Source organism: Vibrio sp. RE86 (assembly GCF_013114545.1).
Classification (GTDB): Bacteria; Pseudomonadota; Gammaproteobacteria; order Enterobacterales; family Vibrionaceae; genus Vibrio.
The window spans coordinates 97886-122463 of the sequence record NZ_VTXI01000009.1 but is presented as its reverse complement, the minus strand read 5'-3'; the positions used below and the strand labels follow the sequence as shown (position 1 = coordinate 122463).

The window sequence follows — 24578 nt, the reverse complement described above, 5'->3', positions numbered from 1 at the left end:
TAATAAATTCCTAGAATAAACTGATACTAAATTTAATAGGTTACTTAGCTCGATTTTCTTTGATGAACTCGGCCAGTAATTGTTCCTGTTCGTCAGTCAGAGCTAGGTTTTCCAGGAGTTCTGGTCTTCTTAGCCAAGTACGGCCCAACGACTGCTTTAGTCGCCAGAGACGAATGTCCTTGTGGTTGCCAGACTTGAGTACCGCAGGTATCTCTTTACCGTCTAACACCTCAGGGCGCGTGTAGTGAGGGCAATCTAGCAAGCCATTGGCAAAAGAGTCTTCTTCTGCCGACGCAAAATCACCGAGTACCCCCGGAACAAACCGAGAGACAGAGTCAATTAACGTCATGGCTGGGATCTCTCCCCCCGTCATTACAAAATCTCCAATTGACCATTCTTCGTCAACTTCAGATTGAATAATGCGCTCATCTACCCCTTCGTAGCGGCCACAAATTAGAAGTAAATTCTCGTTTGTTGCCAGCTCTTCTACTCCCTTTTGGTCAAGTTTTCGACCTTGAGGAGAGAGGTAAATCACTTTCGTCTTACCTGGTGAGGCTTGTTTTGCTGTATGAATAGCATCGCGCAAAGGCTGTACCATCATCAACATACCAGGGCCACCACCATAAGGTCTGTCATCTACAGTCCGATGTTTATCGTGAGTGAAATCTCGAGGATTCCAAGTCTCAATCGATAAAAGACCTTTTTTAACCGCTTGACCTGTTACTCCAAAATCGGTAACAGAACGGAACATTTCAGGAAATAGGCTTATTACGCCAACCCACATGTTTATCTCGCTCTGAATATTTGGAGTTTAGAATCCAGGATCCCAGTCAACTTCGATCCGTTGAGCTTCACGATCAATATTCTTGATCACTTGCTCTTCAAGGAACGGAATTAATCGTTCCTTTTGCCCGAAAGCATCTTTTAGATTTGCTTTAATTACCAAAACATCGTTGGAGCCAGTTTCTAGCATGTCAGAGACAGTACCTAGATCGTAACCTTTGTCGGTTACTACCTGCATTCCAATCAAATCACGCCAATAGAATTCATCTGATGGCAATTCTGGCAATACCGCAGGGTCAATCGAAATCTCAAAGTTAGTCATTAACTGCGCATCTTCGCGCACGTCAAGACCTTCAAGCTTTACCACCAAACCTTTGTTATGGCGCTTCCAGCTTTCTACTTTGTATTCAACCCACTGACCGCCCTGATTAATAAACCAAGGCGCGTAATCAAATATGCTTTCAGCATTGTCTGTGTAGGATAAAACCTTAAGCCAACCACGAATGCCGTAAGAAGCACCGAACTTGCCTACAACAATCTTGTCTTCGCTCATTGTTTCATTACCTTTCATCGACATAAGCTAATTTCTTCTTCTTTAAGAATTAAGCCGCTTTTTGAGCGTCTTTAACTAGCTTAGCTACGCGGTCAGATAGAGATGCGCCTTGACCAACCCAGTGGTTAACGCGATCTAGGTCTAGACGTAGACCTTCTTCTTGACCTTGAGCAGTTGGGTTAAAGAAACCAACTTTCTCGATGAAACGGCCAGTTGCTGCATTGCGGCTGTCCGCTACTACGATTTGATAAAATGGACGCTTCTTAGCGCCGTGACGTGCCAAACGAATGGTTACCATGTCGTCCTCTTTGCTTTCTCAAAAATAAAATTAACCCCAGAAATCGTTTATCGCTAAACAACTTTGGGGCTCGTGCCAAAATAAAGCTCCGGAATTTTACTCTTATTCCGAATCAATGCAAGGGATTTAGCTACTTTTTCACCAACATAAAATGAATACTAAGTTTGTGACGTAGCTAACACCTTGAAATTTTTATCGCTGTGGGGAAATTATCGGCCAAACGGATTGAAACCACCGCCTCCGCCCATTCCACCCATGCCGCCCATCATGCCTTGCATGTTGCGCATCATGCCTTTCATTCCGCCCTTCTGCATCTTCTTCATCATCTTCTGCATCTGGGTGAATTGTTTTAGTAGACGGTTAACGTCTTGCACCTGAGTGCCAGAACCTGCGGCAATACGCTTTTTGCGTGAACCTTTAATCAATTCAGGTCTTTGACGCTCTTTCATCGTCATAGAGTTGATGATTGCTTCCATCTGCTTGAACATCTTATCGTCAACTTTGTCTTTCACGTTGTCCGGTAAGTTGCTCATGCCAGGTAGCTTATCCATCATACCCATCATGCCGCCCATGTTTTGCATTTGGCCAAGCTGTTCACGGAAGTCTTCAAGGTCAAAACCTTTCTTCTCTTTGAACTTCTTCGCTAGCTTCTCTGCTTGGTCTTGGTCAACGTTGCGCTGTAGGTCTTCAATCAGCGACAGAACGTCACCCATACCAAGAATACGTGAAGCGACACGATCTGGATGGAATGGTTCTAGAGCGTCAGTCTTTTCACCCACACCTAAGAACTTAATCGGCTTACCTGTGATATGGCGAACAGACAGCGCAGCACCACCACGAGCATCACCATCGACTTTGGTCAGTACTACACCCGTTAATGGCAGAGCATCACCAAACGCTTTTGCTGTGTTTGCCGCATCTTGACCCGTCATAGCATCAACAACGAATAACGTTTCGACAGGGTTAATCGCAGTATGAAGCTCTTGAATTTCCGCCATCATCTCTTCGTCAACCGCTAAACGACCAGCGGTATCGACAAGCAGCACGTCGTAGAATTTCTTCTTCGCATGGTCAATCGCCGCATTAGCGATATCAAGCGGCTTTTGGTCAGCAGAAGATGGGAAGAAATCAACGCCCACATCAGAAGCCAAGGTCTCTAGCTGTTTAATTGCTGCAGGACGGTAAACGTCGGCAGAAACCACTAAGACTTTCTTCTTCTCGCGCTCTTTGAGTAGTTTTGACAGTTTACCTACCGATGTGGTTTTACCCGCACCTTGTAGACCTGCCATTAAAACAACCGCTGGCGGCTGAGCAGCTAAGTTAAGGGCTTCGTTTGATTCCCCCATCACCGCTTCAAGCTCAGTCTGAACGATCTTAATAAATTCTTGTCCAGGCGTTAGAGATTTTGATACCTCTACACCTACCGCACTCTCTTTAATACGCTTAATAAATTCACGTACAACAGGTAGCGCTACGTCAGCTTCTAGAAGTGCCATACGCACTTCACGCAACGTCTCTTTAATATTATCTTCGGTCAGTCGACCCTTACCGCTGATATTTTTCAGCGTTTTGGATAATCGATCCGTTAAATTCTCAAACATCTTTGTCTCTTTACCTAGATGGTTTGCAAGTAGGCTCGCCCTTCAATTTTGGCGAAAAATTACTATGAGTATACCTTAGCCACCCACAGCTTGACACTGCCTTAATGACTTTTGATATCTCACACTCGACAAATGAAGGAGATAAGTCATAGCTCAAGCCGTTGATGCAGGGTATAATTTGTTAAAAATCCACCAGCTCATAGAGAATAATGGACAACTTAATTGCTGTTGCTGCCGCAATACTCTATTCATTAGCGATTGCAACCATAGTGCCGGGACTCGTTCACCAGACAGGGATTCGGGTAAAAACCGTAATGGCTAGTGCGTTTCTCGCATTGGCGTTTCATGCTTGGTTGCTCAGTGACCTTATCTTGGGTAGCTCGGGACAAAACCTGAGCATTTTGAATGTCGCTTCCTTAATCAGCTTTATTATTTCGCTGGTGATGAGCGGTGCAATGCTCAAGACGCGACTATGGTTCTTACTTCCTGTGGTTTACAGCTTTGCTGCGATTAACCTAATCGGTGCTGCCTTCCTACCAAGCACTTTCATTACGCACTTAGAGCAAGACCCTAAACTCCTGATACACATATCACTGGCGTTGTTCTCATACTCAACACTGACGATTGGCGCACTTTATGCACTGCAATTGGCTTGGCTTGACCACAAGCTAAAGACCAAGCAAGCCCTAGCAATTAACCCAAATTTACCGCCGCTACTTATGGTCGAGCGCCAATTATTCAATATTATCTTGATTGGTAATGTTTTACTGACGGGCACGCTGCTGACAGGATTTGTGTTTGTCCAAGATATGTTTGCACAAGGAAAGGCCCATAAAGGCATCCTTTCTTTCATTGCTTGGGTCGTATACTCCGTTCTGTTGTGGGGCCACTATCAAAAAGGCTGGCGCGGTAGAAAAGTCACTTGGTTTGCTGTTGCCGGCGCCACCCTTCTTACTCTTGCCTACTTTGGCAGTCGCTTTGTGCGTGAAATCATTCTTAACTAATTGAATTGGAAAGGTGCAACGGTTGCACCTTTCTTTTACAATATTCAATTCTCTATTTGAAATTGACTTAACAAACATTTTAGGTCATAAATTAACCAAACATAACAAGGAAAAGAGAAGCTTTGGACGACATATCAACGGGTATCTTATTTGCGCTACTCGCGTGTCTTATCGTTATTTCAGGCTATTTTTCAGGTTCCGAGACAGGGATGATGTCTTTGAACCGCTACCGCCTAAAACACCTTGCAAACAATGGCCACAAAGGCGCAAAACGTGTAGAGAAACTTCTCGACCGTCCTGACCGTCTCATCGGTTTGATTCTTATCGGCAACAACCTCGTCAATATTCTCGCTTCTGCTATTGCCACCATTTTAGGCATGCGTCTATATGGTGATCTAGGTGTCGCGATTGCAACCGGTGCACTCACCATGGTCGTCCTCGTGTTTGCTGAAGTGACCCCAAAGACTCTCGCATCCCTATACCCTGAACGTGTCTCTTACGCGAGCAGTATTGTTCTAACCATTTTGATGAAGCTGCTTTCACCATTGGTCATATTGGTCAACTTCATCACTAACGGCTTTATTCGACTGCTTGGTATTAAAGCTAACCACGGTGGCGATGATCACCTCAGCTCAGAGGAGTTGCGTACCGTCGTAAACGAAGCGGGTAGCCTTATTCCCCGACGTCACCAAGATATGTTGATTTCGATTCTCGACCTTGAGCACGTGACTGTTAATGACATCATGGTGCCACGCAATGAGATTACTGGTATCGACATCAATGATGATTGGAAATCAATTGTCAGACAGCTAACCCACTCTCCGCATGGGCGAGTAGTACTGTATCGAGATCAGATTGATGAAGTGGTTGGTATGCTTCGTTTGCGTGAATCTTATCGATTGATGCTAGAGAAAAACGAGTTCACAAAAGAAACCCTGCTTCGAGCAGCTGATGAAGTCTACTTCATTCCGGAAAGTACACCACTTAACGTCCAATTACTGAAATTCCAACGCAATAAAGAGCGTATTGGACTCATCGTAGATGAATATGGCGATATCATCGGTCTAGTGACTCTTGAGGATATTCTTGAGGAGATCGTTGGTGAATTTACTACATCAATTGCACCAAGTTTATCTGATGAGATCACCCCTCAAGGTGATGGCAGCTTCTTAATAGAAGGAAGTGCCAACATACGAGACATCAACAAAGGCTTAAAGTGGAAGCTACCTACAGATGGCCCTAGAACGCTAAATGGCCTTATCTTAGAGCACCTAGAAGATATCCCTGAAAGTCACCTAAGTGTTCAAGTCTCAGGCCACCCGATGGAAATCGTGGAGTTAGAAGAGAATCGAATTAAGCTCGTCAAAGTGTTTCCACTTATCAATGTAGAAACATAGAAATATGTGCCATGGCGTTTTAACTTAATTACGCCAAATCCACTGCCCCAAGCAGTAAGGATCAAAAAAGCCTTGGAAGTTCCAAGGCTTTTCACTATTCAGACCGACATATTAATCTTCAGTCACTGCAAACAGGTTCTCCATATTCAGTCCCTGTTTAATCAAGATTTCTCGCAGACGTCGTAGTCCTTCTACTTGGATTTGGCGTACTCGCTCACGAGTGAGGTTGATTTCACGTCCAACTTCTTCAAGCGTCGAAGGCTCATAACCCAGTAAACCGAAGCGACGTGCAAGCACCTCTTTTTGTTTCGGATTTAGCTCATCAAGCCAATGAATTAAAGAGTCCTTGATGTCGTCATCTTGAGTCGAGACTTCAGGATCTGAGTTGTTGATATCTGGAATAATATCTAACAGCGCTTTTTCACCGTCGCCGCCGATAGGTGTATCGACAGAGCTGATACGCTCATTAAGACGAAGCATTTTGCTCACGTCATCAACGGGTTTGTCTAACTGAGTGGCGATCTCTTCGGCCGTTGGCTCATGGTCGAGTTTCTGCGAAAGCTCACGGGCTGTACGTAAGTAAATATTGAGCTCTTTAACGACATGAATCGGTAAACGGATAGTACGTGTTTGGTTCATCAGAGCACGTTCAATCGTTTGTCGGATCCACCAAGTGGCGTAAGTTGAAAATCTAAAGCCACGTTCTGGATCGAACTTCTCTACTGCGCGAATTAAACCCAGATTGCCTTCTTCAATGAGGTCAAGCAAGGCAAGTCCACGATTACTATAACGGCGTGAGATTTTCACCACTAGTCGCAGGTTACTTTCGATCATTCGTTTACGTGCAGCTTCATCGCCACGTAGTGCTCGACGAGCATAAAGAACTTCTTCTTCTGCGGTAAGAAGTGGAGAAAAACCAATTTCACCTAAATACAGTTGTGTCGCATCAAGGCTTTTCGTTGATGCATCGAACTCTTCTTTGGCTTCTTCAGTTTGAGTGGATTTGGTGTTGGTTTTGGTAGTAAAAGTTTGAACCGTTTCTTGACCGATTTCGAAATCTTCTACTTTAGTTGCTGCATTGCTTATACTCATAGCGCCTCCCCCTGGCGAGCTAGCAAGACATTACTACTGCTAATGTCGCTATTTTACCTAACAGTAAATTATTACGGTAAGTAGCGTTTCGGATTCACTGACTTACCTTGATAGCGAATTTCAAAGTGTAAGCGAACACTGCTTGTTCCAGAGCTGCCCATTGTTGCGATTTTTTGACCAGCTTTGACACTTTGCCCTTCGCGAACTAGCAACCGATCATTATGAGCATATGCACTGAGGTAGTTGTCGTTATGTTTTATAATCACGAGATTACCGTAACCACGTAGCGCATTGCCTGAATAGACGACGGTGCCGCCTGCTGTAGAAACAATGGATTGTCCTCGCTGCCCTGCGATATCAATACCTTTGTTACCTTGATCCCCAGCAGAAAAGTTTTTAATTACTCTCCCTTTTGTCGGCCATAACCATTTGGAAACTTTGTTGTTATTGGCAGTTGGCTTGCTAACAGTTTTGTTAACATTTTGTTTACCAGTAGGTTCAACATACTCCTTTGATTTTGATTGATCAACCCTCTTTGGTGGTTGTTTGCTCGCCGTTTGTTGGTTGTTTTTTGAGTTATTACTGGTAACCTTTTGAGTAGAGTTTTTACTCGAGGAGCTATTTGAACCTGGTGTTGAAGGGGTTGCGACTGCAGCCACAGCCACGCCAGCCCCTGCCCCACCGTACGCTGGCGGGTTATAGGCTGGTCGCCATAGCTTAAGTTTTTGACCTGGATATATAGTGTAAGGTGCGGTTAAACCATTGTAACTAATGATTTCTTTTACATCTTTGTCTGTGACATAGGCTATAAAATACAGCGTATCGCCTTTTTCAACTTGGTAGTAACTACCTCTGTAACTCCCGCGTGAAACCGAGCTGTAATCTTTCTTCAAGCCTGTTACTGGAGCAGGGGAATGAGCAGCACACCCAACAAGTATACTGCAAGCCCCGACAATAGAGAGAAGAAAAGATTTAGACTTCATTTATGCGAGATCACCCGCTACAAGAGGAACAAAGCGCACAAGTTCAATAACCTGAGAGTGAAACTCGTCGCCGTTGCGGACCACTTTGAGTAGTTGTTGTTCATCCGTCCCAACTGGAATCATCATTACACCTCCATCCTTCAGCTGTTCGAGCAGTGCCGAAGGAACAGATTCCGCTGCCGCCGTCACGATGATCGCATCGAACGGTCCCTTTGCAGACCAACCTTGCCAACCATCACCATGTTTGGTGGATACATTATAAATATCAAGTTGTTTCAAGCGACGTTTAGCATCCCATTGAAGGGCTTTGATTCGCTCGATAGAGTAAACATGATCAACCAACTGAGCCAAAACAGCAGTCTGATAACCAGACCCTGTTCCAACCTCCAACACATTGCTGCTGCGAGTAAGCTCTAACATCTCAGTCATCTTAGCAACAATATAAGGCTGAGAAATTGTCTGTCCCTGCCCTATAGGCAAAGCATTGTTGTCATAGGCTTGGTGCATCATCGCTTGAGAAACAAACTGTTCCCTTGGCAAACGATAGATAGCATCCAGCACTTTTTGATCCTGAATGCCACTCGCGACAAGAAAGTCGATTAATCTGTCGGCATGTGGGTTAACCATTCTTATTTATCCTTCAACCAGTTATCCATGCTCGCAATGGACTCATGTGCCGTTAAGTCTACCTGCAGCGGTGTCACTGAGACAAACCCCTGTTCAATCGCATAGAAGTCGGTTCCTTCTCCGGCATCTTGCTCTTTGCCCGGAGGGCCTAACCAATAAATATCATGACCACGGGGATCTTTCTGCTTAATCATCGCTTCAGCGTGATGACGGGCGCCAAGTCGTGTTACCCAAGTCCCTTTTAGCTCAGATTGAGGAAGATCTGGTACATTGACATTTAGCAGTCGATTGGTTGGTATAGGCGCATTCGCGTGCTGAGTGACAAGTTGACGAGCAATCTGTGCTGCAGTTTCAAAATGATTTTTGCCTACCAACGAGAAAGCAATAGATTGCACCCCCAAGAAATGTCCTTCCATTGCGGCAGCAACGGTACCTGAATAGAGCACATCATCACCAAGGTTCGCACCATGGTTGATCCCTGTTAGGACCAAATCAGGTAAGTCATCCTTCATTAACTCATTCAATGCAAAGTGAACACAGTCAGTCGGCGTCCCTTGTACAGAATGAATCTGTGGTGCGATCTCATTAACTCGAAGAGGTTGCTCTAGCGTCAATGAGTTTGATGCTCCTGAGCGATTTCGATCCGGCGCAACAATCGTCACGTCTGCCAAGTCACGCAGAATATCCGCTAACGCATGTATGCCTTGAGCATGTACGCCATCATCATTACTGATCAGAACTTTGAGTCGCTTATCACTCATGAATACTGACGCTCCACTTCCACTTCTTCAATAAGCTCTCGAATAATCGCTGTTGCAAAGCATCCGGCATCTAGTGAGAAGGTTAACGTGATATTGTCACCCTCAACTTCCCAGGATAGTTTTTGTGGCATAAGCGAAATAGCACGACGTTCATGACGCATACGATTACCTCGAATAAGCGCCATCAAATCTGGTTCAGCATCAAGATGAGGTTGTTCGAGCGCTAGCGCATCTTCTAGTGTTGGCAGCGCATTATCGCCCGCCAGCGCGGCTGTTAACGTCGATTGACCTTGCGATAGTTCATCATTCACTGCAGACAATGAATCAGTAGAAACAGCAATAAGCTCACCATTAGACTCAACAATGTCGCCTGCTACAGCCTGAGAGAACAAACCTTTTTCAATACGGTCTGACAGAATGGTATTAAAAACCCATGAGCGTGCAGCAGATAAATAGAGACTGCGCTTATTCTGGTTACGTGTACGAACGTTCTCACGGCCCCAACGGCGAGCTTCATCTAAGTTGTTACCTTGATTACCAAAACGTTGACTACCAAAATAGTTTGGCACACCACTTTTAGCTACAGACTCTAGACGTTTAAGTACATCTTCTACATCTGATACTTCTGACAGCGTAACGACAAATTCGTTACCGATTAAGTCACCTGGGCGAAGCTTCTTGTTGTGACGATCCGTCGCAACGATTTCAATACTTGGATACTGAGCTAAGAAAGCTGAAAAGTCAGGAGTCTCGCCTTTTGGTAAATGAACACTTAACCATTGCTCTGTCACAGCGTGGCGGTCTTTTAAGCCAGCCCAGCTCACGTCTTTAGATTTAACACCGCACGCTTTTGCCAGTTCATTGGCAACAAAGCTGGTGTTTTCGCCTGTCTTACGGATACGAATCATTAGGTGTTCGCCAGTTCCTGTAAATGCAAAGCCTAAATCTTCATTCACTTGAAAGTGTTCTGGTTTCGCTTTCAGTTTTGCTGTTGCCGCTGGTTTACCACTTAAGTAAGCCAATGGCGCTAAAATATCACTCATACTTGTTTCCACTGCTTAGCTGTTTAAAAAGTCTAACAGCCTGCAATTCATTATTTTTTAACGAGAAGCACAACCGCTTCGGTGGCAATGCCTTCTTTTCGGCCAGTAAAGCCGAGACGCTCTGTTGTCGTCGCCTTCACATTGACGTTACCCAGGTCGGTTTCTAGGTCTTGTGCGATGGTCTGACACATAGCTTCAATATGCGGCGCCATTTTAGGAGCCTGAGCCATAATGGTAATGTCTGCATTACCTAAAACATAACCTTGTTCGCGAACACGTCGGTAGACATCACAAAGCAAATCTCGGCTATTCGCCCCTTTCCACTTGTCATCAGTATCAGGAAAGTGACGACCAATATCACCGGCCGCAATAGCGCCTAAAAGCGCATCACATAAGGCATGTAAAGCAACATCACCATCAGAGTGAGCAACCAGGCCTTGTTCATAGGGAACGGCTACACCACCAATAATTACGGGGCCTTCACCGCCAAACTTGTGAACATCAAAACCGTGACCAATTCGAATCATGAGTTATCCTTTGTTTCTATTAAGATAAAACTCAGCTAACGCTAAATCTTCTGGTTGAGTAATTTTTATATTATCGGCACGCCCTTGCACCAGCGCTGGCGAATGGCCCATCCACTCAATCGCGGAGGCCTCATCAGTGACTTGAACACCTTGCGCTAAAGCTTGGGAGAGTGCTTGCGTTAACATTTGAGTTTTAAACATTTGTGGAGTAAGTGCGTGCCACAATGCTTCCCTATCAACGGTATGATCAATATTACGATCACTGTTTGCTCGCTTCATTGTATCGCGAACTGGCGCCGCCAAAATGCCGCCTATTTGATTCTCTTCTGCCGTTTCAATCAAGCGCTCAAGATCTGCCAGGTCTACACAAGGCCTTGCCGCATCATGAACCATAACCCAATCAGAAAGTTGATGTTCTTCTACATAGTGTAATGCAGATAGTACCGAGTCCGCTCGCTCTTTACCGCCAGAAACTCGAGTAACATCATCTCTGTTAGCGATAGATAGATCGGGAAAGTATGGGTCACCATCCGTCACAGCCACAACAACATGCGCAACTTTCGGGTGGCTAAGCAGCTTATCAACGGTATGCTCAAGGACAGTGCGGCCATTGATGTCGAGATATTGCTTTGGTCTGTCAGCCTTCATACGACTGCCAACACCAGCGGCAGGAACCACAGCAACTAAAGAGGATAAAGAGTTTGAGCGCATTTAGTTGCCTTCTCCGATGATACGATAGAACGTTTCTCCCTCTTTAATCATGCCTAGCTCATGCCTAGCACGTTCTTCAATGGCATCAAGCCCTTGGCGAAGATCGTCAATCTCAGCAAACATCTCGTTATTTCTTACCTGAAGATTGCCGTTCACTTGATGCTGAACTTGTGTATCTGCATTTACCGATTGGAAATCAGAAATCCCATTTTTACCCAGCCACAATTCAAATTGTAGCCAGCCTAAAACTAAGGTTAAGGTCAGTGCAAAAATTCGCATATCATCAATCAAAGAAGAGAGAAAAAGAAAGACCACATATATATCACAATGTCGCTGTAGGCGCGAGATTGGACTATGTGGCCCTTATAAAGAAATGGGGGTTACGATGTTAGTTCATCATTAAAAAGGCAAGTAAACCCACACCAAGAATCAGTCTGTAGATAACGAACGGAGTCATGCCCATACGCGAAATCAACTTCAAGAAGAAATGAATGCAGATATATGCGCTGATAAAAGAAGTGACAATACCCGTTGCTAAGAAGCCAAAGTGAATAGGCTCACCACTGGTGACCAGTTTAAGGCCTAGATAACCGCCCGCTAACAGGATAATCGGGATAGACATTAAGAATGAAAAGCGTGCTGCCGCTTCTCGGGTAAAGCCGAGGTAGAGCGCCGCTGTAATCGTTGCGCCTGACCGTGACGTGCCTGGGATCATGGCTAACGCTTGGCTAACACCAATGAACAGCGCCTTTTTCCAATCGGCTTGATATTCGTCATCTGCCAGTTTGGAGTTTTTATCGACATACCAAAGCAGTAAACCAAAGACGATTGTCGTTGTGGCAATGACCCATGCACTGCGCAGGTAAAGCTCAATGAAGTCCTTCATTAACAAGCCAAACACACATGCAGGAATAGTCGCAATCAAGATCATCCAGGCCAATTTTGCCTCTTTACTGCGATCACCTTTAAAGATAGAAGCAAAAAAGGCACTGAGTAGCGATACCACCTCTTTGCGGAAGTAGATCATTACCGCAGCCAGCGTGCCGACATGAACGGCCACATCAAAAGCAAGACCTTGATCTTGCCAACCTAAAATAGCTGACGGTAGGATCAAATGTGCCGAGCTCGAGATCGGCAAAAATTCCGTTAGACCTTGAATAAGAGCAAGGATAAAAGCTTCAAAGTAACTCATTAGAATCTCATTATTAAATTATCTAAACCACAGAGGGACTGGCGACAAAGCAGTATCTAATTTGATTTGCTCAGAGAGCTGAAAAATAGTCCGCCCATCATTTGGTACAACCCTCTCCGGACATAGCTCCAACAGAGGTTGCAAAACAAAGGCGTATTTGAAGATATCACTGCGTGGTAATTCAGGTTTTTCAGTCGAGACTACTTCACCAAATAGGATGACATCGAGATCGACGGTTCTCGGCTCCAGTTTACCCGCATTGATTGCACGCCCCCATTTGAGCTCAATATTACGCAGCTGTCGTGAAAATTCCGTTAAAGTTAACGACGTTTTCATTTCTACGACAAGGTTGTAAAACGAGTAACTCTCAAAGCCGATTGCTTCGCATTCATAAATGGTCGAGATACGCAGGTCAGGGTCTAATAACCTTAATTCCGTGATCGCAGCTTCAATATGCTTCTGCCTATCGATATTGGAACCGACCCCGACATAAGTGGTGATCATGCAGCGCCTCGTTCAATCACAACACCCACACCTTTCGCTTGAGCAACTGCGCCTGGCTTAGTTAGACGAATCTTAATCCAAGGCACGCTGAACTTAGTCATGATCAACTCTGCAATCTCTTCAGCAACGCGCTCCACAAGTAAGAATCGACCACCTTCAATATGATCCAATACAGCCTGGCTAACTTGAGAGTAATCTAACGCATCAACAACATCGTCGCTTTTACCTGCAGGGCGATTATCGTGAGCCATTTCAATATCAAGCACGAGTTTTTGCTTAATTTCTTGCTCCCAATCATAAACGCCGATTATGGTAATTACTTCAAGTTGTTCGATAAATACTTTATCCATGTGTTAATTCCTTTAGAGGTCGGATACCCAAGTTAGAGAAAAAGTCGTACTATTTCACTCTCAGACGCCGAGATGGTAGTTTGAGAGTATCAGGCGCGATATAATATCAATTACTTGCTTGACTAACACCTGTTTCAGACGAGTTATCTACTATGACCCCATTAGCACTGGTTTTGATCATTATTGCCTATCTACTGGGTTCGATCTCAAGTGCTGTCTTAATCTGTCGCGTTCTTCGTTTACCTGATCCTAGAGAAGTGGGATCGAATAATCCTGGTGCAACCAATGTGTTGCGAGTAGGTGGGAAAAAAGCCGCCGCTTCGGTTCTTCTTTGCGACATGTTAAAAGGGACAATTCCAGTATGGGGCGGATACTTTATAGGAATCGACGCCATCATTCTCGGCGTTATTGCCATTGCGGCCTGTCTTGGTCATATGTACCCAATCTTTTTTCACTTTAAAGGTGGCAAAGGTGTCGCAACGGCTCTGGGTGCTATCGCGCCTATCGGCTTAGATCTTACCGCTATGATCATCGCTACGTGGCTAGCCGTCGCTTTCCTCTTTCGCTACTCATCATTAGCAGCAATTGTCACTGTGTTGTTGGCACCGTTTTATACTTGGATGATCAAACCTCAATATACTTTGCCTGTCGCAATGCTGTGCTGTCTGATTGTTTTTCGCCATCACCAAAACATCAAGCGGCTTATTGAAGGGACAGAGCCTAAAGTGGGTGAAAAGAAGAATGGATTAAATAAAGCCTCTTAATATAGAGACTTTATTTTTAAATCAGGCTAAGCGTAAACGTTCGACAAGAAGCCTTGTAGCATCTCAGTGACAAATTCAGGCTGTTCCAAATTAGAGATATGCCCCGCTTTCGGGATCTGAACCAGCTCCGAGCCTGTTATTGAATCAACCATCAAGTAAGACTCTAATACTGGACGAGGTTTATCTTCTTGCCCAACCGCAATCAGTACTGGCAAGGCAAACTTCTCAATATCTTCAATTTGGTCACGTCGGCCAAAAACCACTCGACCAATCTTAGCGACTTCAACGGCACGCTCACCCTTTAATCCTGCGAGGTGGTCAGAGAACTTTGCAACGAGATCTGGCGAATCTACTTTCGCGTTATTGGCGAAAAACAGTGGCGTGACTGCTTCAATGATTTGATCAGGTATCGCTTTAAGTTGAGTTATGGCATCAAGCATCGCAAAGTACTTGTTATGAGTCACTTCTGGCTCTAAGCCAACAAACGTATCCATTAAGACTAATGATTGCACTCGCTGAGGCGCAAGCGTCACTACTTCAGTGCCCCACATTCCGCCGACAGAGAGCCCAACAATAGAGAACTGCTCGATATCGAGATGATCCATTAGCGCTAAGATTTGCTTAGCATAATCAGCCAATGAGCGTGTCATTTCAGGCGCAGCATCAGACTGCCCATGTGCCCAAAGGTCTGGGACAATACAGCGATAGTTTTGGCTAAGTGCTTCAATTTGTGGCGCCCACATCTGGCTATCCCAAAGGTAACTGTGCCCCAAAACAATCACAGGGCCCGTTCCCACATCTTGATAAGCCATCTCTCGCCCATCAATCAAAAATTTGTTCATTTCACTCGTCCATCTGCTTATTTATATGCTTGATATTGGGTATAAAAAAGTCGCCATGAGTGGCGACTTTATCTCTATATTTATTAGCTTAAGCAATTGGCTCTAGCTGATCAATCGGCCAACGTGGTGTTGCCTGTACAGACAGATCTGCAAGTTCACCGTTTTTCAGGCGCTGCATACCTGCATAAGCAATCATGGCACCATTGTCGGTACAGAACTCTGTGCGCGGGTAGAAAACTTCACCGCCCATTTTTTTCGCCAATTGTTCAAGTTCAGCACGTAGACGACGGTTTGCACTTACCCCACCGGCAATAACGATACGCTTAAAGCCTGTCTGCTGTAGGGCACGCTTACATTTGATCGATAACGTTGCACAAACAGCCTCTTCAAATGCTAATGCAATATCAGCACGGGTTTGCTCATCGTCACCATTCGCGGCAATCGTGTTAGCGGTGAACGTTTTAAGGCCAGAGAAGCTCATATCTAAACCAGGACGGTCCGTCATTGGACGCGGGAACTTAAAGCGACCCGGTGTTCCTTTTTCTGCCAGTTTAGAAAGCAGTGGGCCTCCAGGGTAATCTAACCCCATCAGTTTCGCCGTTTTATCGAAAGCCTCACCTGCTGCATCATCAATCGATTCGCCTAGGATCTTGTACTCACCAATCCCCTTAACTTCGACCATCATAGTGTGACCACCTGAGACCAACACAGCAACAAATGGGAATGGAGGTGGGTTATCTTCAAGCATCGGAGCTAAAAGGTGCCCTTCCATGTGGTGAACAGGAACGGCTGGCACACCCCAAGCATAAGCAATGCTGCGGCCAATCGTTGCACCAACTAGCAGTGCACCAACAAGACCAGGGCCTGCTGTATAAGCGACACCATCAATATCTTTAGGGGTCAGATTAGCTTCTTTCAGTGCTTCTTTAATAAGAGGGATAGTCTTTTTTACGTGGTCACGCGAAGCAAGCTCTGGAACGACACCGCCGTAATCCGCATGCAGCTTAACCTGACTATATAGTTGATGAGAAAGCAGTCCTTTTTCATCATCATAAATGGCGATTCCTGTTTCATCACAAGAGGTTTCGATACCAATAATGCGCATGCTTTACCCTAGATGTGTTTGTCTCTAATTCAAAATTGGCGCAATCTTACCGCGCCTTAGCTTCGCAAACAAATTTTGTGCAAACTCTACCCAACAAAATACTTTACAAAGGCTATGCGATCGGATTAAAATTCCGCACCATTTTTGATCAAGCTGGTTTGAGACCGAACATCAGTGTTTGGCTCACTAACGTTCCAGCATTAACGAATTAACCCCTGAGGTGAAAGGCATATGCCAGTAGTTAAAGTACGTGAAAACGAACCGTTCGACGTTGCTCTACGTCGTTTCAAACGCTCTTGCGAAAAAGCAGGTATCCTTTCTGAAGTGCGTCGTCGTGAGCACTACGAAAAGCCAACTACAGTTCGCAAACGCGCTAAAGCAGCTGCTCAAAAGCGTCACGCTAAGAAGCTAGCTCGCGAAAACGCTCGTCGCGTTCGCCTGTACTAATAACTAAGTCCTAAAGGATTATAGTTATGGCTCTTATTGACAAGCTCAAAGAAGAGCAAAAATTAGCGATGAAAGCCAAGGACAAACCGCGCCTTGGCACTATTCGTTTAGCTCTATCAGCGATTAAGCAACGTGAAGTTGACGAACAGATTACTCTGGGCGATGACGACATTCTTGCTGTGCTGACTAAAATGGTTAAACAACGTCGCGATTCTGTCGCTCAATTTGAAGCTGCAGGTCGTCAAGATCTTGCAGATACTGAGAAAGCTGAAATTACAGTACTTGAGGATTTTATGCCTCAACCGCTTACTGAAGATGAAGTGGCTGCGCTTGTTGAAAGTGCAATTGCAGAGTCAGGTGCTGCGGGCATGCAAGACATGGGTAAAGTAATGGGCGTTCTTAAACCTCAAATCCAAGGGCGTGCAGATATGGGTAAAGTAAGTGGTTTAGTTCGCGCTAAACTGGCTTAAGCACCCTACCCAATTGAACAAGCCGTGCTATCCTTCGGAATGCGCGGCTTGTTTGTATCTACCCTTTCTATTTGTTAGTGCGTTTTTCTAAGGTTTTATGGCAGGACACATCCCTCGTAGTTTCATTGATGATCTCCTTGCTCGACTCGATATTGTCGACATTATTGACGCTCGCGTAAAACTTAAGAAAAAAGGCAAAAACTATGGTGCTTGCTGCCCCTTCCACAACGAAAAAACACCTTCATTCAGTGTGTCGCAAGAAAAGCAGTTTTATCACTGCTTCGGTTGTGGTGTGCACGGTAATGCCATCGACTTTATGATGGAGTATGAGCGGTTAGACTTTGTTGAAGCAATTGAAGAACTCTCTTCCTTTCTTGGCCTTGAAGTTCCACGAGAACAACGACAAGGTGGCGGGTTTCAATCAAGCCAACCAAAAGCCAATTCAGAGCAAAAACGTAACCTCTACGACCTAATGGGCAGTATTGCTCAGTTCTACCGTGATCAACTCAAGCAACCAAAAAGCAAAGTTGCCATTGATTATCTAAAAGATCGCGGGCTTTCAGGCCAGATTGTTCAGAAGTTCGGTATTGGCTACGTCGCTGACGAGTGGGATCTGGTACGTAAGAACTTTGGCCAAACGCCGCAGACACAAGATATGCTTGTCTCTGGCGGTATGTTGATTGAAAACGACAAAGGCAATCGCTACGACCGTTTTCGTGGTCGAGTGATGTTTCCTATTCGTGACCGCCGTGGACGAGTAATTGGCTTTGGTGGTCGTGTATTGGGAGATGGCACACCTAAGTATCTCAACTCACCAGAAACACCTATTTTCCATAAAGGTAAAGAGCTATATGGCCTTTATGAGGTGATGCAAGCCTACCGAGAGCCGCCAAAAGTTCTCGTTGTTGAAGGCTATATGGATGTCGTGGCACTGGCTCAGTATGGCGTTGACTATTCAGTGGCTTCCCTTGGGACTTCCACCACAGGCGATCATATCCAGCTATTATTCCGCCAAACCAATACCGTAGTGTGTTGCTACGATGGTGACCGCGCAGGTAAAGAAGCGGCTTGGCGAGCTCTAGAGAATGCACTGCAATATCTAAAAACCGGCAATACGCTAAAGTTCCTATTTCTGCCAGATGGCGAAGACCCAGATAGCTATGTACGCAAATATGGTAAAGAGGCTTTTGAAGAGCAAATTGAACAAGCAACGCCACTATCAAGTTATCTATTTGATAATCTTGTTGAGATTCATCAAATCAACCTAGGTAGCAATGAAGGTAAGTCGGCTTTACGTGCTCATGCCAGTGCTTTGATCGATAAGATCCCTGATCCGTATTTCCAAGAGTTACTCGATAAGCTGCTCGACGAACGAACCGGTTTTGATAACAGGCATAGGCAAGCGCGAAAGCGCACAGTTGAAACTCGACCTCAACCGCATAAAGAGATCAAACGCACACCAATGCGTGACTTAATCGCTTTGCTTATCCAAAATCCAAGCTATGCTGAAATGGTACCGGATCTCTCAAGTGTGAGAGAGTTAACAGTACCTGGGCTAAGTTTATTTGCCGAAGTGCTTGATTATTGCCATCAGCATCCCAATATAACTACCGGTCAGCTACTCGAAAGCTGGCGAAACACCGCCCATGAGGCACTCTTATCCCGCCTTGCCGGTTGGGAGATTCCTCTCGATGAGGACAACGAGCAAGATATATTTTTGGATTCATTGGACAAAATAATTGCCCAATGCGTCGAAAAGCAAATTGAGAATTTGCAGGCTAAAGAAAGAAGTGTCGGTTTATCAACCGAAGAAAGAAGGGAGCTACTAGCCTTAATGCTAGATTTAAAAGCGTAACCCTGTTCGATTAGTCAGCAATCAATAAATTTGTTAAGATGTGTGGTTTGCAACTCGCATACTAATTCCTTCACCAGATACTAAGTTGGATACCGTCTATGGATCAAAATCCGCAGTCACAGCTGAAACAACTTGTCATTAAAGGCAAGGAACAAGGCTATCTGACCTACGCAGAAGTAAACGACCACCTGCCAGCAGAAATCGTAGATTCAGAGCAGGTCGAAGATATCATTCAGATGATCAACGATATGGGCATCCGAGTAGTAGAAACTGCTCCTGACGCTGATGATCTTGCACTGAATGATGACGATACAATCACCGATGAAGATGCGGCAGAAGCTGCTGCAGCTGCACTCTCTAGCGTAGAGAATGAAATCGGTCGCACCACAGACCCAGTTCGCATGTACATGCGTGAAATGGGTACCGTAGAGCTATTGACTCGTGAAGGCGAGATCGATATTGCTAAGCGTATTGAAGATGGTATTAACCAGGTTCAAAACTCTGTTGCAGAATACCCAGGAACGATTCCTTACATTCTTGAGCAATTCGATAAGGTTCAAGCTGAAGAGCTGCGTCTAACTGACCTAATTACTGGTTTTGTTGACCCTGATGCAGATGAAACAGCAGCACCGACAGCTACCCACATCGGTTCTGAGCTGGCTGAGAAAGATCTTAAAGACGAAGACGCAGAAGATGCGGAAGAAGAGTCTGAGGATGATGAGGAAGAAGAGGAAGATACAGGTATCGATCCTGAACTTGCTCTTGAAAAGTTCACGGCTCTGCGCAACACATTCCAAAATTTCCAGCTAGCGTGTAACGAGTACGGCGATGACAGCCCGAAAGCAACGCTTGCGCATGAAATGGTTATCGATGTATTTAAAGAGTTCCGTCTAACGCCTAAACAATTTGATTACCTAGTTGAAGAACTACGTACATCAATGGAACGCGTACGTACTCAAGAACGTCTGATCATGAAGGCGACTGTTGAATACGGAAAAATGCCTAAGAAGTCATTCATTACACTGTTCACAGGTAATGAGTCGACAGAAGCATGGTTAGATGAAATCTTAGCGTCTGATAAACCATACGCAGAAAAGATCCGCCGTAGCGAAGATGACATCCGCCGCTCTATCTCAAAGCTGAAGATCATCGAAGAAGAGACATCTCTAACGGTTCAAAGCATCAAAGACATCAGCCGTCGTATGTCTATCGGTGAAGCTAAAGCTCGCCGTGCGAAGAAAGAGATGGTTGAAGCGAACTTACGTCTTGTTATCTCTATTGCGAAGAAATACACCAACCGTGGCCTACAGTTCTTGGATCTAATTCAAGAAGGTAACATCGGTCTGATGAAAGCGGTAGATAAGTTCGAATACCGCCGTGGTTACAAGTTCTCGACTTACGCGACATGGTGGATTCGTCAGGCAATCACTCGTTCGATAGCAGACCAAGCACGTACGATTCGTATTCCGGTACACATGATCGAAACGATCAACAAGCTAAACCGTATCTCTCGCCAAATGCTACAAGAGATGGGTCGAGAGCCGTTACCAGAAGAGTTGGCAGAGCGTATGCAAATGCCAGAAGATAAGATCCGTAAAGTTCTAAAGATCGCTAAAGAGCCAATCTCAATGGAGACACCAATCGGTGACGACGAAGATTCGCATCTAGGTGACTTCATTGAAGATACGACACTTGAGCTACCGCTAGACTCTGCAACTGCCGGCAGCCTAAAAGTAGCAACAAAAGACGTTCTTGCAGGTCTTACTCCGCGTGAAGCAAAAGTACTGCGTATGCGCTTTGGTATCGATATGAACACTGACCACACTCTAGAAGAAGTAGGTAAGCAGTTCGACGTTACTCGTGAGCGTATCCGTCAGATCGAAGCAAAAGCACTGCGTAAACTTCGTCACCCAAGCCGCTCAGAAACTCTGCGTAGCTTCCTAGACGAATAATCAACGTTAGCTTGATTGATTAAAAGGTGGGCACTAGCTCACCTTTTTTGTTTGTGAATGATTTAAGTGAATAAAAACTAAGCGCATTTACCCCTACTGCCGTCTAGACAGTCTGATCCGCATCCCCTATAATCATTCCCCTATACGGCCCCTTAGCTCAGTGGTTAGAGCAGTCGACTCATAATCGATTGGTCCGCAGTTCAAGTCTGCGAGGGGCCACCATATTCGAAAAGGCGTAGCAGGTTAATACCTACTACGCCTTTTTTGCTTTTGATGGTTTGGGTGTAGTTATCGTTACGTCGCCACAAACGAAAAAGCCGAAGCATGTCAGTAACACACTCCGGCTTTCAGCACTCAAAAATAAACTTAGAAGCCTTTCGCTTTCTTAATCAAATCATAAGCGTTTTGAATCTCTTGTGACTTCTCTTTAGCGACGTTCATCATTTCTGGCGGTAAACCTTTTGCCATCAATTTATCAGGGTGGTGCTCATTCATTAGTTTACGGTACGCACGTTTCACAGTTTTAGCGTCGGCACTGCTATCTACACCAATTAACTTGTATGCATCACTCAACTGATCAGCCGTAGATGCTTGCTGCCAACTTCCACCTGAATGTTGCGACTTTCCTTGGCTCTGACCACCAAAGCCACCCTGTTGGAAGCGAAATGCCGCTTCTTGCATTCTTAGTCTTTGTTCAAGTTGCTCGGAAGAGAAGTTCAACCCACTTGCAATCTTGTGCAGAACATTACGCTCACTTGGGTGAATATCACCATCGGCAAACGCGGCTGAGATTTGAAGTTCTAAGAAAAACTGCATCAAGTCGAAACGACCACCAGCTGAAATTCGCACACGCTCCAAGACCGTTTCTAGCGGAAAATCACTCTCTTTACCTTCCCTAAATGCATTCTGCGCGGCTTTGCGTTGCTCTCCATGAAGGTTCATTCTGTCCATCATGGTGGTTGCAAGTTCTATCTCCTGACGAGTCACCTGCCCTTTTGCTTTCGCCACATGTCCCATCACAGCAAATGCCGCTTTAAAGAACTCTTCCTGACGTTGGGCTTGACTTGGGCCGCTACCAAACCCCGTATTGAAACCCGCTTGGCGTAAGCGACGTGCTTTATCAAACTGATGGCCGATAAATAGACCGAATAACGCACCTAGTGGCCCACCAAATAGGAAACCAAAAAATGTGCCGAGAATTTTGCCGAAAATATGCATTATGTGCTCTCAATCTCTGAATTTTTTCTTCGTGAAGCGGTCTGATAGTGCCGTAAGCTTCAAATTACTTTATTATAAGGACCGTTTTATTTTACATTCGGTCATCTATTCACCGGATATATCAAGTTCAACAGGATAGTAAAACTCGATGTTACGTTTTCCACGCACCTTGTTAGCCGCTTCAATCAGTGCTGCTTTTGTAGTGCCTCAGACTCAAGCAGAATCCACGTTAGACGATAGTGTGCAGGAACTGCCCGCTATAGATCAATGTTTGATCAACGAACCAGAGCCAGAAAATGCCAATCAACTACCTGTTAACGTTGAAGCAGACAGCTTAGAAGCCATCAATGGTAATAAAGCGACTTACCGCGGCAATGTTGTTGTTGTTCAAGGCAAGAAACGCATGATTGCGGATAATGTCACCTTACACCAGCAAGACAATGTAGTTGTCGCTGAAGGTAACGTTACCTTTAGTGATGGTGAATTAAAAACCATTTCAGATAAAGCTACAAACAACCTAAACACGGATTTTGTTACCCTCGAAAATACCAATTATCAGTTCCTTTGTGAACCTGGACGCGGTGAAGCCGTCTATGTAGCGAAGACTGGTAAGGCGGTATATGAGATAGAAGATGGCTCCATTACTTCTTGCCCTGAAGGCGATAACTCTTGGCGCATGGTCGCTTCAAGTATTGATATTGACCAAAATGAGGAAGAAGCAACTTTCTACAACCCTCGCTTTGAAGTCGTCAGCGTACCAGTATTCTACTTACCATACTTAACCGTTCCTATTGGTGATACTCGTAAAACAGGCTTCCTGTACCCGACCGTTTCCTATGGTTCGAGTGATGGTTTTGAGATGGAGGTTCCTATCTATTGGAACCTGGCACCGAACTACGATTTAGAAACCACATTTAAGTACATGCAAGAGCGTGGCACTCAGCTCAACAGCGAGTTCCGCCACCTATCAGATTTTGGTACTACTAATCTAAAGTCTGAATACCTTGCGAATGATAAAAAGTACCCCGAACTTGGTGATCGTTGGGGCTTCCAATGGCAGCATGCCGGTATTTTCCAGGAAAGCTGGAAATTTGAAGTCGATTACTCAAAAGTGAGTGATATTTCCTACTTCTCGCATGTTGACTCTTCAATTGGTAACCGTGAAGACGGTCAACTAATCCAGGAAGCTCAAGCAACCTATCGTTCTCAGTCATGGGACGCATCGATTCTTACTCGAGACTTCCAAGTTCTAACCACCAGCAACAACCTACCTTATCGTCTGTTACCTCAGCTAGAGTATAACTACTATGCTCCCGAGCTAATGCGTTATCTTGACTTCGATATGATCAGCCATATATCAAAATTTGATACCGATGCAGAAGGTAAGCCATCCGCCACACGAGTCCATATAGAACCCGGTCTAACAATTCCTTTTGGAACAACTTGGGGAACATGGACAACTGAAGCTCGTGTGCTTGGTACCTACTATCAACAAGATTTGGATGGCGTAGATACAACAACTGGAGATAAAGAGTCTAATGCTAACTTTGGCTTAGAGGAAACTGTATCTCGAGTAATCCCCGAGTTTAGAACACACGCAGGGGTCGTTCTTGAGCGTGATACCACTATTTTTAATGGTTATACCCAAACTCTTGAACCTCAAGTCCAGTATGTTTACGTACCGAAAGAGGATCAGAGTAATATTGGTAAATACGACACCACTCTGCTGCAAACAGATTACTACGGTTTGTTTAGAAGCCGTAAATACAGTGGTGTCGATGAAATCGCGGAAGCTAATCAGTTTAGCTACGGTGCATCAACTCGTTTCTTTGATGACGGCTACAAAGAACGCCTAAACGTTTCCTTTGGTCAAATATTCTATCTTGATAAAGATACGAAAAACGACTCATTTAACCCAGAAAACACGGATAAATCGAATTACTCCGCCTGGGCTGTAGAAGTCGATTTTAACTACGATGACTACCTCTTCTATCATGGAGGAATTCAGTATGATATTGACACCAGTGCCGTACAGTTAGGGAATAGCACACTAGAATACCGTTTTGCAGGTGGCTATGTTCAGGGTAATTACCGTTACGTGACAGAAGATTACTTACAAGACACGGTAGATTTCGATGTCAGTGGCATCACCAAAGATGGTATTTCTCAAGCGGGTCTGCTAGCCGGATATCACATCAACCGCAATTGGAATGCAAGTGCCCAGTACTTCTATGATTTAACAACAGAAGAAGCACTAGAGTGGCTAGCTCGCCTTAACTACACTTCCGACTGTTGGTACATTGGGTTCACTTACAGCAAACAGCTACAAAGCGGCCTGCTTTCAGAACCTCCTCAACCACTGTATGAGAACAACTTTAGCCTCAACTTCGGCATTATCGGATTTGGTACCAAAATTGGTGCGGGCTCAGGCTTGGCGGGCGTTGATGACGCAGGTAACTCTTTAGGTTACGGCCGCCCGTTCTTCTTAAACAACTAATT

The 24578-nt window shown here is 44.9% G+C and carries 26 protein-coding genes and 1 tRNA gene; 9 read left to right on the top strand and 18 right to left on the bottom strand.

Features of this window, described 5'->3' with window-relative positions:
• Positions 1-40 precede the first annotated feature (40 nt).
• The 4 genes from trmD to ffh all read right to left on the bottom strand — a co-directional run bounded on the left by trmD (position 41) and on the right by ffh (position 3235).
• Positions 41-784, bottom strand: coding sequence for a tRNA (guanosine(37)-N1)-methyltransferase TrmD (gene trmD, locus F0231_RS10990; protein WP_171759768.1), 744 nt, complete (start codon positions 782-784; stop codon positions 41-43).
• Positions 785-811: 27 nt separating this feature from the next.
• A complete protein-coding gene (rimM, locus tag F0231_RS10985; protein WP_171759767.1) occupies positions 812-1360 on the bottom strand; it encodes a ribosome maturation factor RimM in 549 nt (182 codons plus the stop codon).
• 25 nt (positions 1361-1385) lie between these two features.
• On the bottom strand, positions 1386-1634 hold the full coding sequence (gene rpsP, locus F0231_RS10980) for a 30S ribosomal protein S16 (RefSeq protein ID WP_004410028.1): 249 nt from the start codon (positions 1632-1634) through the stop codon (positions 1386-1388).
• Positions 1635-1843: 209 nt separating this feature from the next.
• Positions 1844-3235: a signal recognition particle protein gene (gene ffh, locus F0231_RS10975; protein WP_171759766.1), complete on the bottom strand. Its 1392-nt coding sequence runs from the start codon at positions 3233-3235 to the stop codon at positions 1844-1846.
• A 209-nt stretch (positions 3236-3444) separates the two neighbouring features.
• Here ffh and F0231_RS10970 point away from each other — a divergent pair, with 209 nt between their 5' ends.
• Complete coding sequence (locus F0231_RS10970; RefSeq protein WP_171759765.1) at positions 3445-4239, top strand: inner membrane protein YpjD; 795 nt, start codon at positions 3445-3447, stop codon at positions 4237-4239.
• A gap of 122 nt (positions 4240-4361) precedes the next feature.
• On the top strand, positions 4362-5636 hold the full coding sequence (locus tag F0231_RS10965; RefSeq protein ID WP_171759764.1) for an HlyC/CorC family transporter: 1275 nt from the start codon (positions 4362-4364) through the stop codon (positions 5634-5636).
• Positions 5637-5747: 111 nt separating this feature from the next.
• Here F0231_RS10965 and rpoS read toward each other — a convergent pair whose 3' ends face one another.
• From rpoS to folB, 11 genes are all read right to left on the bottom strand, one after another.
• The gene (gene rpoS, locus F0231_RS10960) at positions 5748-6728 is read right to left on the bottom strand and encodes an RNA polymerase sigma factor RpoS (protein ID WP_171759763.1); all 981 of its coding nucleotides are present in this window, start codon (positions 6726-6728) and stop codon (positions 5748-5750) included.
• A gap of 71 nt (positions 6729-6799) precedes the next feature.
• A complete protein-coding gene (gene nlpD, locus F0231_RS10955; RefSeq protein WP_171759762.1) occupies positions 6800-7711 on the bottom strand; it encodes a murein hydrolase activator NlpD in 912 nt (303 codons plus the stop codon).
• On the bottom strand, positions 7712-8338 hold the full coding sequence (locus F0231_RS10950) for a protein-L-isoaspartate(D-aspartate) O-methyltransferase (protein WP_171759761.1): 627 nt from the start codon (positions 8336-8338) through the stop codon (positions 7712-7714).
• 2 nt (positions 8339-8340) lie between these two features.
• On the bottom strand, positions 8341-9099 hold the full coding sequence (gene surE, locus F0231_RS10945) for a 5'/3'-nucleotidase SurE (RefSeq protein WP_171759760.1): 759 nt from the start codon (positions 9097-9099) through the stop codon (positions 8341-8343).
• Positions 9096-10142 carry a tRNA pseudouridine(13) synthase TruD gene (gene truD, locus F0231_RS10940; protein WP_171759759.1) on the bottom strand — a complete coding sequence of 349 codons (1047 nt, stop codon included), beginning with the start codon at positions 10140-10142 and terminating at the stop codon, positions 9096-9098. The genes surE and truD overlap by 4 nt, the downstream gene beginning before the upstream one ends.
• Positions 10143-10192: 50 nt before the next feature.
• Positions 10193-10669, bottom strand: coding sequence for a 2-C-methyl-D-erythritol 2,4-cyclodiphosphate synthase (ispF, locus tag F0231_RS10935; RefSeq protein WP_171759758.1), 477 nt, complete (start codon positions 10667-10669; stop codon positions 10193-10195).
• A 3-nt stretch (positions 10670-10672) separates the two neighbouring features.
• Positions 10673-11380, bottom strand: a complete 708-nt coding sequence (gene ispD, locus F0231_RS10930) for a 2-C-methyl-D-erythritol 4-phosphate cytidylyltransferase (RefSeq protein ID WP_171759757.1) — start codon at positions 11378-11380, stop codon at positions 10673-10675.
• The gene (gene ftsB, locus F0231_RS10925; protein ID WP_171759756.1) at positions 11381-11659 is read right to left on the bottom strand and encodes a cell division protein FtsB; all 279 of its coding nucleotides are present in this window, start codon (positions 11657-11659) and stop codon (positions 11381-11383) included. It abuts the gene before it with no gap.
• Between the two features lie 109 nt (positions 11660-11768).
• A complete protein-coding gene (locus tag F0231_RS10920; protein ID WP_171759755.1) occupies positions 11769-12572 on the bottom strand; it encodes an undecaprenyl-diphosphate phosphatase in 804 nt (267 codons plus the stop codon).
• Positions 12573-12590: 18 nt separating this feature from the next.
• A complete protein-coding gene (gene folK / locus F0231_RS10915; RefSeq protein ID WP_171759754.1) occupies positions 12591-13076 on the bottom strand; it encodes a 2-amino-4-hydroxy-6-hydroxymethyldihydropteridine diphosphokinase in 486 nt (161 codons plus the stop codon).
• Complete coding sequence (folB, locus tag F0231_RS10910) at positions 13073-13426, bottom strand: bifunctional dihydroneopterin aldolase/7,8-dihydroneopterin epimerase (RefSeq protein ID WP_171759753.1); 354 nt, start codon at positions 13424-13426, stop codon at positions 13073-13075. Before folB ends, folK begins: the two co-directional genes overlap by 4 nt.
• A gap of 152 nt (positions 13427-13578) precedes the next feature.
• Between folB and plsY the strand changes: the two genes are divergently transcribed.
• Positions 13579-14190, top strand: coding sequence for a glycerol-3-phosphate 1-O-acyltransferase PlsY (plsY, locus tag F0231_RS10905; RefSeq protein WP_171759752.1), 612 nt, complete (start codon positions 13579-13581; stop codon positions 14188-14190).
• Between the two features lie 26 nt (positions 14191-14216).
• Here plsY and F0231_RS10900 read toward each other — a convergent pair whose 3' ends face one another.
• Both F0231_RS10900 and tsaD read right to left on the bottom strand, forming a co-directional pair.
• Entirely contained in the window at positions 14217-15032 is an 816-nt protein-coding gene (locus tag F0231_RS10900; RefSeq protein WP_171759751.1) for an alpha/beta fold hydrolase, read from the bottom strand.
• Between the two features lie 88 nt (positions 15033-15120).
• Positions 15121-16137, bottom strand: a complete 1017-nt coding sequence (tsaD, locus tag F0231_RS10895; protein ID WP_171759750.1) for a tRNA (adenosine(37)-N6)-threonylcarbamoyltransferase complex transferase subunit TsaD — start codon at positions 16135-16137, stop codon at positions 15121-15123.
• Positions 16138-16368: 231 nt separating this feature from the next.
• Here tsaD and rpsU point away from each other — a divergent pair, with 231 nt between their 5' ends.
• The 5 genes from rpsU to F0231_RS10870 all read left to right on the top strand — a co-directional run bounded on the left by rpsU (position 16369) and on the right by F0231_RS10870 (position 21083).
• Positions 16369-16584, top strand: a complete 216-nt coding sequence (gene rpsU, locus F0231_RS10890; protein WP_001145625.1) for a 30S ribosomal protein S21 — start codon at positions 16369-16371, stop codon at positions 16582-16584.
• Between the two features lie 26 nt (positions 16585-16610).
• Positions 16611-17054, top strand: a complete 444-nt coding sequence (locus F0231_RS10885; protein ID WP_171759749.1) for a GatB/YqeY domain-containing protein — start codon at positions 16611-16613, stop codon at positions 17052-17054.
• Positions 17055-17151: 97 nt separating this feature from the next.
• A complete protein-coding gene (gene dnaG, locus F0231_RS10880) occupies positions 17152-18909 on the top strand; it encodes a DNA primase (RefSeq protein WP_171759748.1) in 1758 nt (585 codons plus the stop codon).
• Between the two features lie 98 nt (positions 18910-19007).
• Positions 19008-20861 carry an RNA polymerase sigma factor RpoD gene (gene rpoD, locus F0231_RS10875; RefSeq protein ID WP_171759747.1) on the top strand — a complete coding sequence of 618 codons (1854 nt, stop codon included), beginning with the start codon at positions 19008-19010 and terminating at the stop codon, positions 20859-20861.
• A 146-nt stretch (positions 20862-21007) separates the two neighbouring features.
• Positions 21008-21083, top strand: a tRNA-Ile gene (locus F0231_RS10870).
• A 144-nt stretch (positions 21084-21227) separates the two neighbouring features.
• Here F0231_RS10870 and djlA read toward each other — a convergent pair.
• Positions 21228-22079 carry a co-chaperone DjlA gene (gene djlA, locus F0231_RS10865; protein ID WP_171759746.1) on the bottom strand — a complete coding sequence of 284 codons (852 nt, stop codon included), beginning with the start codon at positions 22077-22079 and terminating at the stop codon, positions 21228-21230.
• 148 nt (positions 22080-22227) lie between these two features.
• Here djlA and lptD point away from each other — a divergent pair, with 148 nt between their 5' ends.
• Entirely contained in the window at positions 22228-24576 is a 2349-nt protein-coding gene (gene lptD, locus F0231_RS10860; protein ID WP_171759745.1) for an LPS assembly protein LptD, read from the top strand.
• The last annotated feature ends 2 nt before the right edge of the window (positions 24577-24578 follow it).